This window comes from Vibrio sp. D54 (assembly GCF_021728075.1).
GTDB lineage: Bacteria > Pseudomonadota > Gammaproteobacteria > Enterobacterales > Vibrionaceae > Vibrio > Vibrio alginolyticus.
Window position 1 is genome coordinate 1 of the sequence record NZ_JAKKCS010000032.1, and the last position, 11482, is coordinate 11482.

13 protein-coding genes are annotated in these 11482 nt (G+C 44.4%); 10 read left to right on the forward strand and 3 right to left on the reverse strand.

Annotated features, from left to right (window positions below):
• Positions 1–209 precede the first annotated feature (209 nt).
• Positions 210–980: a tRNA pseudouridine(65) synthase TruC gene (gene truC / locus L3V37_RS23160; protein ID WP_237307224.1), complete on the reverse strand. Its 771-nt coding sequence runs from the start codon at positions 978–980 to the stop codon at positions 210–212.
• 4 nt (positions 981–984) lie between these two features.
• Positions 985–1299: a YqcC family protein gene (locus tag L3V37_RS23165; RefSeq protein ID WP_042521408.1), complete on the reverse strand. Its 315-nt coding sequence runs from the start codon at positions 1297–1299 to the stop codon at positions 985–987.
• 76 nt (positions 1300–1375) lie between these two features.
• Between L3V37_RS23165 and L3V37_RS23170 the strand changes: the two genes are divergently transcribed.
• A complete protein-coding gene (locus L3V37_RS23170; protein WP_237307225.1) occupies positions 1376–2413 on the forward strand; it encodes a DUF3549 family protein in 1038 nt (345 codons plus the stop codon).
• Positions 2414–2426: 13 nt separating this feature from the next.
• Positions 2427–2726 (forward strand): DUF3301 domain-containing protein, encoded by a 300-nt coding sequence (locus L3V37_RS23175; protein ID WP_005380315.1) that lies wholly within the window; start codon positions 2427–2429, stop codon positions 2724–2726.
• Here the strand turns inward: L3V37_RS23175 and L3V37_RS23180 are convergent.
• Positions 2686–3171, reverse strand: a complete 486-nt coding sequence (locus L3V37_RS23180; protein ID WP_005380314.1) for a GNAT family N-acetyltransferase — start codon at positions 3169–3171, stop codon at positions 2686–2688. The two genes, L3V37_RS23175 and L3V37_RS23180, sit on opposite strands and share 41 nt — an antisense overlap.
• 932 nt (positions 3172–4103) lie before the next feature.
• On the opposite strand from L3V37_RS23180, the gene L3V37_RS23185 reads away from it, so the two are divergent.
• From L3V37_RS23185 to L3V37_RS23220, 8 genes are all read left to right on the forward strand, one after another.
• Positions 4104–4397 carry a hypothetical protein gene (locus L3V37_RS23185; protein WP_053306721.1) on the forward strand — a complete coding sequence of 98 codons (294 nt, stop codon included), beginning with the start codon at positions 4104–4106 and terminating at the stop codon, positions 4395–4397.
• Positions 4394–4843, forward strand: a complete 450-nt coding sequence (locus tag L3V37_RS23190; protein WP_005380310.1) for a YaiI/YqxD family protein — start codon at positions 4394–4396, stop codon at positions 4841–4843. Before L3V37_RS23185 ends, L3V37_RS23190 begins: the two co-directional genes overlap by 4 nt.
• 194 nt (positions 4844–5037) lie before the next feature.
• Positions 5038–6027 (forward strand): ketoacyl-ACP synthase III, encoded by a 990-nt coding sequence (locus L3V37_RS23195; RefSeq protein ID WP_186584723.1) that lies wholly within the window; start codon positions 5038–5040, stop codon positions 6025–6027.
• A complete protein-coding gene (locus L3V37_RS23200; RefSeq protein ID WP_005380308.1) occupies positions 6024–7010 on the forward strand; it encodes an NAD(P)-dependent oxidoreductase in 987 nt (328 codons plus the stop codon). Before L3V37_RS23195 ends, L3V37_RS23200 begins: the two co-directional genes overlap by 4 nt.
• A complete protein-coding gene (locus tag L3V37_RS23205; RefSeq protein WP_033905523.1) occupies positions 6979–7842 on the forward strand; it encodes an MBL fold metallo-hydrolase in 864 nt (287 codons plus the stop codon). The genes L3V37_RS23200 and L3V37_RS23205 overlap by 32 nt, the downstream gene beginning before the upstream one ends.
• The gene (locus L3V37_RS23210) at positions 7839–9098 is read left to right on the forward strand and encodes a F390 synthetase-related protein (RefSeq protein ID WP_237307233.1); all 1260 of its coding nucleotides are present in this window, start codon (positions 7839–7841) and stop codon (positions 9096–9098) included. Before L3V37_RS23205 ends, L3V37_RS23210 begins: the two co-directional genes overlap by 4 nt.
• A complete protein-coding gene (locus L3V37_RS23215; protein WP_237307235.1) occupies positions 9086–10195 on the forward strand; it encodes an ATP-grasp domain-containing protein in 1110 nt (369 codons plus the stop codon). The genes L3V37_RS23210 and L3V37_RS23215 overlap by 13 nt, the downstream gene beginning before the upstream one ends.
• Positions 10195–11268, forward strand: a complete 1074-nt coding sequence (locus L3V37_RS23220) for a hypothetical protein (protein ID WP_053349824.1) — start codon at positions 10195–10197, stop codon at positions 11266–11268. The genes L3V37_RS23215 and L3V37_RS23220 overlap by 1 nt, the downstream gene beginning before the upstream one ends.
• The last annotated feature ends 214 nt before the right edge of the window (positions 11269–11482 follow it).

An 11482-nucleotide genomic window follows, 5' to 3' on the forward strand; every position in this document is an offset into this window, starting at 1 on the left:
TTTTTCAACCTCATCAACTACAGTGAGTTTAAAAGCGAGGGAGTAATCGCGCTGAGTTCTTTTAGTTGTTGATTTCATAACACTCTCCAATTTTGGGGGTGGAAAGTGTCAACCTTATTTAGGACGGTACAAAATATTAAAAAAGGGTTAGCATTGATGCTAACCCTTTTTATTTGTACCCAATCATTATCTAGATCTAACTGCGCCGATTATCGGTTGATCATCGATTCATCCCACTCAAATCGAGTGAACAATTGCTGCCAAGTTTCATCAAGATTAGCCGTCATAACAATCTCTTGTTCGGTAAATGGATGGACGAACCGTAACTCTGAAGCATGCAGTAGCAAACGATGAGAATCAAACTCTGTGCGATACAGCTTGTTGTGCTTTCCATCCCCGTGCGTTGTATCACCCACGATCGGATGGCGTAGATGTGCCATATGACGACGAAGTTGGTGCTTGCGCCCCGTTTTAGGTTTCATCTCAACTAAGCAATAACGCGTTGTAGGAAATTTACCCGTCGAATAGGGAACTTCCACTTTAGCCAACGACTTATATTCCGTCACCGCTTCTTGCGCTTCTTTTTCTTGTGAAGCGAACTTATCCGCAATCTTGTCTAACTCGACTTTGAGCGCGTAATCCAAGACGCCCTCTTCCTCAATCCAACCACGTACTATTGCGTGGTATGTCTTTTCCATTTTATGTTCAGCAAACATCGGCATGACTTGTGATGCGACTTCACTCGACAACGCAAACACGAGCACACCAGATGTTGGGCGATCCAGACGATGCAATGGGAACACATGCTGACCAATTTGGTCACGCAAAGTTTGCATGACAAACTGAGTTTCGTGTTTATCTAACCAACTGCGATGCACTAACATGCCTGCAGGCTTGTTGACCGCTACAAAATATTCATCCTGATAAACGACCTCCAGCTCAACTGGTTCTGAAGATCGCGTTAGTTCTTGTTCTAGCATTCGTTTACTTACACAGTTCGTCAATGGTTCGGATTGTAACGAGCAGCTCGGCGAACTGCGGTTCCTGCTTCCACGCTTCCGAAAAATAGGGCTCGAGAGAAAACCCTCTTGGCAGTGGTTGGTTATTTTTCACTAATGCGTGCATTCTGGCTATAAAAATCCACTGCAACCACTCATGAGGATGCAATGTATCAATCGCAAATGGCTCCGCACTTTGTAAGGCTTGCTCTGAAGGCATAGTGTATTGCCACAATTTATGCTCTCTAAGCTGCGTTTCAAGTTGGTGAAGTAAGTCGACCAATTGAGTATTTGTTACCATTAATTCTATCTCGAACCTTGAATTAGCCGAGAATGATACCATTTCTTGTGAAAAGAACGTTAGGACGTCGTATTTAATGGAAAACATTCAAACCCTCACTCAACTGTTGAACAACAGCCACTGTGATTATCAAATCTTCGATCTTGGTCGCCGTATCAAAACCATCGCTAAGAAAGAGTTTACCGATGTAGAAAAAGGTCAAGCACCTTACCCATTTCCAATGCAGCGTAAAGCACACCTTGCCATCGCTTATTGGAATGAACAAAAGCAACCTTGGATTTGGTTTCTAAAGTTTGAATTGGACGAGCGTGGTTTGTTAAAGCAAGCGGATATCGGCAATTTCATTAAATACGTTGTAGAGGCTATGGGAACACGCCTCAATGATGATATCACTGAAGAGCAACAACAAAAGCTGTCTAACAACCCATACACTTTCAAACCTTCCGAAGATAAAATGGCCGTGTTTCATAGCCAGGTCCGCGCAAACCTCAATCTTCCTACCAGCCAATATTACGAGCATACCCAGCATTACTTCTCTGGAGGTTTAGGCTGGGATAATTGGCAAACTGTAGGTCTGCAAGGTATCACAGACATAGCCGCTCGCCTGGAAAAAGAGCAAAACGGGGTAATGATACGCAAAGCGTTGAACCACCTACCAAATGAGCCACTTTATGCCCTATTAGGTGCGCTTGAGCATGTAGAGCTTCAAGAGCGTTTAGCAGAACGTATCGCGGAAAAGGCACAGCAAGAAATCGCAAGTAGCGAACCTGATCTCTTCCTACTTTCAGCACTTATCCGAGCCCTTGCTGGTGCACCAACAGAAGTCGCCTCTCCAGTATTAGATGCGATATTGCATAGCCCTCGTTTAAGCCATCAGGAGGTATTGATTGGTGTGGCGGGTCGCGCTTGGCACTTACTCGCCAATGAAAAGGTAGCAGAACAGTTTTTGCTGCGTTTAGCTCAAACCGGTAATCAAGCCCTATTTAATCAGTTATTTACCGATTTAGTGATGCTGCCAGAGTTAAGAATGGTGTTATTGCCTTTGCTGCATTCAAACCCATCAGAGGAACTAGCAAATGCGCTAGTAAGCTTACAACAAGCAACAAAAAGCTAAGAAAGGTTCAGGAATGATTGGTGATCTTTTAGCAATTTTAGGGCTCTGCTTTTTCTGTTACCTGTTTTGGCAACAGCGTCGCCAAGCCGAACTCGCAAAAGCGGCCATCACGCGTAAATGTGAGCAATTGGATCTCCAATTAATCAGCATCGCCTTTGGTGCCCATAAACTAAAAACGCCAGACGGAGTCTGGCGTTGGCATACGGTGTATCAATTTGAGTTTTCATCTCTTGGTGACGATTGCTACCAAGGAGAGTTAACCATGGTCGGTTTCAGGCCGCAGAACTTTCACCTACCACCGCATCGCTTGTAAATTCCATTTCAAAGTAAGGACCATATATATCCTTACTTTCTTTTGTTTCAACAAATCCCAGCTTTTTCAGTACTGCCATAGAAGCTTGATGATTGCTATTCACGTTAGCTTTCACCTTATTCAAGCCCAATTCACGGCACGCTTTGGGGAAAAATGCTTTTAGTGCTTCTGTTGCTAACCCTTTACCCCAATATGATTTATCAAAAATAAACCCTAATTCAGGTTCGGAATCGAGATTAGCAATGAACACGTGCCCCATATAGTCACGACTGGTGCTCTCTAGCACTGCCATACTATAAATGTTCTCATCATCCAGTATTTTCTCAAACATCTGTTTGGCAGACGCAACTGTATACGGACCATTCAATTCAGCACGGTTTTTCGCACAGCAATTCAGCATGACGAATTCTAGTTGCAACGACTCATTGTAGGGTAGAAGAAGCATTCTTCTGGTTACTATGGCCACATCTGTTCCTTGATTACAACAAACTTAATCTATCCGCAGATCACAAACTCGATGAGCTGAACATGCTCAATGATTGCGGGCATAACACCTTGTAGAGAAGCCGAAAGTTAAACCAACTGGTTGGAAAGGATATTGATCTGAGTTGTTTTTTATTAAGTGTTATTAGGAATTTATATATTTTGTGATATTGATATCCCCAAGTAACATCGAGATGCTTAATTCAATGAGAACACTGGATATCGTTTTTATATAAGAAAGACCCCGACACATAAGTATCGGGGTCATGGTCTTACTCGCAGCAGTCCGGCTACTAAAAGTGCTCCATGCATCATCCATAATAGTGGCTGATTCCGTCAGCTTATTCCTTACGTCGCCGTCCTAGCGGTGTCCTTATCATCCTGACTGCTAACATTCCTCGTTAGCACACATCACTTGTTCCTTGAGCGGTGTCCCTTGCATCTTTCTGATGCTGTCCATAACCTCAATCCTAGAGGGGTCCATTGTCTATCCTTAGTCATCAACATCCTATTGATGATCGTATCCTTACAATGTCCTACGCTCCATGCTTGATTAATCATCCTGACCAACCAAATCGTCTTCCTGACGATAACCAAATCCTTGGTGCTTTCCTGTTCCATGTCTGCTTCCTGCTGACAACTCTCAATTTACGCCTTTTCCAAAAATAGACAATCTATCCAAGATAAATATTTGGCTCTCACATTGGTTAACAAGTTGTTAAATTATTATTTATCAGAAACTTAAGCTCTTCAGCTTCTCTTTTTCCGCTTACGAAATCGTTTTCTCTCACAACCTATGTAAGAGATCTCTCACACTACACTCTCCAAAATGCCATTCGCCAAATCAGCGCAGTCAACGTATGATGATAGATATATCGTTGTTAAGGATTAAAAATGTTAACTCAAGACGTTACTAAAGAATTAGAAGCGGCAATGGAACAGTTGCAACAACAAGGAAAAGAGCCAACCGTAGCGTTAGTGAAAGCACGATTGAAAACGCCAGTTCCAATGCCAGCGTTAATCACCGCAATAAAAAGTTGGAAGAGTGCTCAACGCGTACCCAAGGTTGAAATCGCAGCACAGCACCACACCGATAATGATCGTCTTGAAGCCCTAGAACGCACCGTAAAAATGCTAGTCATTCGTATTGAAGAGTTAGAAGCGAAACTCAGTGAGAAATCATCATGAAGTTATGGGTAGATGCAGACGCGTGTCCGAAAGTTATTCGCGAAACCATTGTGCGTGCCGCCGAGCGTACGGGGATTGAATGTACGTTTGTCGCTAACCACGTTGTCCCTGTGCCGAAAAGAGACAACATCCACTCGCTACAAGTCCCTGCGGGATTTGACATCGCAGACAACGAAATCGTCAAGCGTGTAGAAGCCAACGATTTGGTGATCACGTCAGATATTCCGCTTGCAGATGAGGTCATCTCTAAAGGCGCTCAAGCCCTCAGTTCTCGTGGCGAGCTCTATACAAAAGACACCATCAAAGCTCGCCTAAATATCCGCGACTTTATGGAAACCATGCGTTCAAGCGGAATTCAGACAGGTGGGCCCGCCGCGCTTTCTCAAACCGATCGACGCGAATTTGCAAACCATTTGGATCGTATTTTGGCGAAATTTAAGAAGTAACCCTCACTCTATTCAAATTGAGCCAGCAAATCAAAGCCTGGCTCATTCCTGAAAATTCATTCTCAGCATTGCACCCAAAGCGTGCTCTTACTCCCATTTGTTTTGTTCTGTTTGTTTTTCATCTCGCTCGCCATAGCTTCAATATGCAACGTGGTTTATTTTGAACGACGTTTTTAATAAGTGTATAGAGAATAATGGGCTTTAACATCGTTTCCAGTGGAAGCTACCTGCCAACGAATCAATGGTCTGATCGAGAGATGGATCGCTTCCTAAAATTAGCGCCAGGGACCTGCCGAAATAAATTCGACGTTGAATATCGTCATGTAGCCAATACAAAAGAGACCGCTATTTACATGGCGGTGCAGGCAATAGAGCAGTGTTTAGGAAACACACATACCTTAAGCTCCGTTGATCTTCTTATCTACGCTAGCGGCACACACCACCAGTCTCTACCCTACGACGCCTCAGCGGTTCTCGCCGCGTTAGACGCTCCAACATGGCTAGAAAGCTTTGATTTGAACAGCACCTGTTTATCCTTTCTCTCTGCGCTTGATCTTGCCCAGAGTCTATTCTTAGCAAAACGATACCGTCGGATTCTTATTGTCACCAGCGAACTCGCCACTGGCATCACACTGAATCGAAATTTTACGCTCAAACCAGAAGTTGCAACGCTATTCGCAGACGGTGCCGCCGCATTTTTGCTCGAAGAACGCAACGATGATGGATTGCTCACCAGTCACTTTGAAACGCATCATACCGGGTATTCATTTTGTCAAATTAAGGGCGGAGGTAGTCATATCAATCCGCATACCTCCGAGCATCAAGCCTATTTAAAAAGTTGCCAGTTTGAGATGGAGGGCAAAGCACTCTTTAAACATGTGCGTAAAGCCTTACCAGCGTTTCTAAAAAAAGGGTTTGACGCCTCTCCGGTAACATTCAGCGATATTGATTATTTTCTTCCTCATCAAGCCAGCGCGCATGGATTAAAAAAACTGCCTTCACTCACCGGGCTACCAACAGAGAAAACCGTTAATCACTTTTCGACTTTGGGAAACCAAGTTGCCGCCTCACTCCCAATTAACTTACACTGGCTGCGTAATCAGCCAGAAGCCGCAGGAAAACATGTGTTATTAGCTGGCACCGCCGCAGGGTTGTCACTAGGGATGGGAGTGCTAAAACTATGAAGATATTGGTCACTGGTGGCAGCGGGATGTTGGGTAGCGCAATTCTGAGAATGTTTCACCAGCAGCATGAACTGCATTTTATAGCACGAAATACAGTCATCGCTAAACAACTCGCCGAGCAATTCGATGTTATCCCCCATATAGTCGATTTAAGAGACCACTCAGCAGTTCATGCGGTATGCCAAGGTATGGATGCAGTCATCCATTGTGCCGCTCTCTCAAGCCCATGGGGAAAGTGGCAGGCGTTTTATCAAGCCAATGTAGATGCCACCAAAAACCTCGTCAATGCGGCTAATACGCATCAAATCTCGCGTTTTATCCATATTTCGTCCACCAGCGTCTACTTTGACCATCAAGACCGTTGGAATATTCGAGAAACCGACGCCATAGCTTCATACTGGTGTAATGATTACGCACACACAAAATATCTATCAGAAATTGAAGCCGTAAAAGGTCGAAGTAAAGCGATCATTTTAAGACCGCGTGGCATTTTTGGACCCAATGATCGCGCGATTATCCCAAGAGTGCTTAAGGCGATAAAAAACAACACTCTGCTTCTGCCATCGGGTAGAAATCCTGTGGTTGATCTGACCTATGTCGACAACGTTGCCCATGCAGCGATGCTCGCTTGCACTCAGGCAGACCGACTTCAGCATGGTGATGTGTTCAACATTTCCAACAACGAACCAATGCCAATTGAGACTGTTCTGCAAGCTTTATGTGAGGGGTTAAACCTAAAAGTAACGTTACAATCATTACCATACGGTGTGGTATCACCATTATTAAAGCTCAGTGAGCAAATACGAAGGCACTTACCACATCAGCCAGAACCAAGGCTCACCTCATACAGCGCAGGATTGTTTAACTATCATCAAACTCTGGATATCAGCAAGGCGAAACAAACACTGAATTACCAACCGCTTTTTTCAATTCAAGAAGGAATACAGCAGTATGCAAACTGGTCTAAAAATAAAAATCTTTGAGGCTGGACACTGCGTACACCCAGGCTTTGTTGTCAAACCAGGTTCTGGTATCAAGCCTAGAGCATTTCCGGCAGCCGTTGCGTTAATTCAGCACCCAACGCAAGGCAACATCCTGTTCGACACGGGATATCACGAGCATTTTTTTAGCGCGACTCGTCCCTTCCCTGAACGTTTTTATGCTTGGACAACACCTTGTCGCTATAAAAAAGAACACGGAATTGTTGCGCAGTTAGCAAAAGAAAGTCTCAAACCTCATGATATTGAACACTTAGTGCTCTCCCACTTCCATGCTGATCACATTGCTGCCGTGTCTGAGTTTTCCCACTCTCAATTGCATTGCCAACAAAAAGGGGTAGATGCAATTACTAAAAGTGGTCGAATTGGAGGCGTAAGAAAAGGATACCTAAAAGCTCTACTTCCTCCACAGCTTGAACCTAACTTATTCATTCATAGTGATTTTTCTGTACCAATCAGCCAAATTCTTCCTCAGTGCCAAGGTGTTAATTTGCTCTGTAAAGACATGTTCGACGACGGATTCATTTATATGGTTAGCTTGCCAGGCCATGCAGCTGGCCAAGTGGGCTTGCTGGTTAAAAGAGACCAAGGTTGGCTATTCTTACTCGCCGATGCATGCTGGTTAATCGAGAGCTTGAGTGAAAATATTGATCAGCATTGGCTGGCGAACATGCTTTGCGATGACACAAATGCCTATAAAAACACCCTCTCCGAATTGAGAAGTTGCTACCAACAAACCCACCACTTTGTTCGCTTCGTGCCTTCACATTGTCAGGAAACTATCCGGCAGCTAATCAAAGAAGGGTGGATGAAGTGATAACGCTTATCTCAGAATTCTGGCGAACCCGCTACCGCCCTTTCGGTTCAAGGGAACAAGTCGAAGCGTGGCAGCAACAACATTTAACGCAACACCTGGAATGGGTATGCTGTCATTCACCGTATTACCGCTCACTTCAAGGTGCAGCACTCAGTGATTTCCCTATCATGAATAAGCAAACCATGATGGAGAACCTCTCGGAGTTGAATACGAAAGGCTTAGATGCTGAACAGCTAATGCAACAAGCACTCGACGCAGAACAGTCACGCAACTTCGCCGCTTCGAAAGTTGGCGATGTTACTGTTGGGCTTTCCTCGGGCACATCAGGCATGCGCGGGTTGTTTCTTGCTGACAAACAGGAAACGCAACTGTGGGCTGGCAATATATTGGCTCGCCTGTTGCCCAACCTATGGCAAAAGCACCGAATTGCGCTAGCCTTGCGCGCCAACAGCCCACTGTATAAATCCGTCGCGAAAGGCCCTGTCACATTCTTTTATGCAGATTTAACTAAACCTTACCAAGAATGGATAAAAGAGTTGGATGAGTTCCAACCCACGCTTTTGGTTGGTAGTGCGCAAGCTCTTCAGCTCTGCGCCCAGCTCAGCGGTCAATTTGGTCAACCCGCAATTCAACCACAGCGGATCATTTCTGGGGCAGAGGTTCTAACCGAGAGTGACCGTCACTATATTTCTCAACGGTTCGACAGCGAACTCCATGAAGTCTATCAATGTACTGAAGGTTTTCTTGCATGTACTGATCAGCATGGACAAATGCGCTGGAATCAGGATGTTATTTACATCGAAAAACATTGGCTGAATACCGAACGTACTCATTACAGCCCAATCATTACCGATTTTCGTCGTAAAACTCAGCCAATTATTCGTTATCAGCTCGACGATATTATTGAGAATAAACAGGATAATGGCGTATTTGAACCTCTTGGCGCGATTGCCGGACGATGTGGTGATCGCCTCACGCTAAACGCAAACCACGTCCCAGTGACGGTGTTACCAGATCTCATCTACCGCGCTATAACACTATCCGCCCAAAGTCGCGTGGATTACCGAATCACCCAAACAGGGTCACAAGCCATTCAAATTGAAGCGGATGTTCACCACCATCGGGTTATACATCAAGCCTTGATAAAGTTGTTTGACCAATTGCGGCTTGATCCTGTCAGATTTAGTTACCGCCCTGCGCCTATTTGGACGCCAATGAATAAACAACGACGTGTGGTGAACATATGCGGGTCTTAATCACCGGAGCCCGAGCACCAGTTGCACTAGAGTGGGCAACCATGTGTATGCATCATGGACATGACGTAATTCTCACCGATTCGCTAAAAAAACCTCTAGGATCGTTTTTGCGAGGCATCAAGTCTTATATCCCCACCGCTTCGCCTCGATTTGCGTTTCCCACCTATCAACAGCAGATCCTAAAAATCATTACTCAGATGCGTATTGATATGGTGATACCCACTTGTGAAGAAGTGTATTACTTGGCTCATGTTGCCAAACAATGCCCAGAAGTAGATTTTTTTCTGCCCAATGTAGGACTACTCAATGCCCTGCACAACAAGTTGACCGTCTTTGAACAGCTTCAAGATTTGCCAGAAATTACACTTCCCAAAACTCGTTTGGTCGCTGATAAAAGTGAGATTGAAATTAATAAGAGAACCGTTCTAAAGCCCGTTTACTCTCGGTTTGGCGGGCAAGTCATAAGAGATGTGACGACTCAGTCTATTTCTGCCGCCACGATATCGCCCCTTTTCCCTTGGGTTCAGCAACAAAAAATCCATGGGACTCCGGTGTGTAACTATGCCATTTTTGAACATGGTGACCTTAAAGCACACCAAGCTTATGTGCCGAAATACTGTGTAAACGGCTCGGCCGCCAGTGCTTTTCAGCCGATCTCATGCAAACGACTAGATAGATTTATCGCAGCTTTTGGTAAACGTCATACTTATCATGGGCAAGTGTCGTTTGACTTCATCAAATCACAAGATGAACTCTACGTGATTGAATGTAATCCAAGAGCCACCAGTGGTTTGCACCTACTCTCGTCTAGATGCAGTCAACTGCTCCCTAATATGGCATTTACTGCCCCTTCCAAACAGCGACTGCATCATTTAGGGCCAATAACACTCATCGCTGAAGGAGGGTTATCCCTGTTCAAGGCTCGAACTTGGCAAGATTGGTGGTCTGGAGTGAATGTGATGCAACAGCATAACTTACCGGTCGGGAGCCAAATCCGGAGTATGTTTGAATTACTCCGGTTAGCTAGGCAGAACAAGACGAAGTGGAGCAACGCTTCTACCGTTGATATTGAGTGGAATGGAGAGGCATTGAACTAATGACGCTTTCCTCTCAAGAATGGCATAAAACCTTTATCACTCTTATGCAGTCGAATCCCATTGATGAATGCACAGCAAGCTTTGGTTGCTACTATATCGATGATGTTGCCATTCCCTACTCCGTAACACCAAAAATACCAAACAACTGTTATGCCGTGTCCCCTATGACACTGCTTAGTGGCTACGCCGAAGAAGAGCTTCACAAAGTCAAAAATGTGGCTGTTCGATGGGTATGTAAGTTACTTATTAATATGACTAAACCAATCTTATCATTGGCTGGATTGGATCAAGTCCAAACTCTCAACAATCAGTGCTTGTCCACCAATATGTATAGCGAACAATGGGCAGCCTTAAATCTCGATGAACTGCGTCGCGTCGCACTCGATCAATACCCCACCTTTCCCTTGGTGCTTCGCTCCATTAACCAACGTCAACAATCACGCTTTATTCAGCGATTAGAGCAGCAGCAATGGCAAAGCTTGGTAACACGACAAGTGTATTTACTTGATGATTGGCAAGCGTTCAGCTTCAACCGAGATTTAACGAAAGACTTCAAACTGCTTAATGATAAAGATTGGCAGTTTAGGCCACTGACCACTGATGAAGAGTTTCAGCGTGCCAAAGAGTTATATGACATGCTTTACCTTGATAAATACAGCCTCAATAACATCCAGTTTTCAACCCAATATTTAAAACAGGTGAGCCAGAACAAATTAGTACATTTAGTGGGACTGTTTTATCAAGAAGAGATGCTGGCTACGTTAGGCATTGTAGAAATTGATAATGATATGACTTGCCCAATTTTTGGCTACGATACCAATAAGCCACAACGCCTCGCATTGTATCGTCGAATATCGGCCTATACCATCCGCCATGCAATGATATACCAGCGTCGCTTTAATATGAGCTCAGGCGCTCCGGCTTTTAAACGCAACAGAAAAGCCCGGCCAGAAATTGAATTTAGCTATGTTTATATTGCGCACTTACCTTGGTACAAACGCATAATTTGGAAAAGCTTGTGCTGGCTCACTCAGCACTTTTATCGCCCTTTGTTGATGCGTTTTCAGCTATAAACCGACATCTATAATCAGGTAAGCCTGCGTACACAGTCTCAATCGATAAAAAAGCCTGCGACGTTCGCAGGCTTTTTATAATGGAGCTGTACTGTCCTAAATAAGGTTGACACTTTCCACCCCCAAAATTGGAGAGTGTTATGAAATCAACAACTAAAAGAACTCAGCGCGATTACTCCCTCGCTTTTAAACTCACTGTAGTTGATGAGGTTGA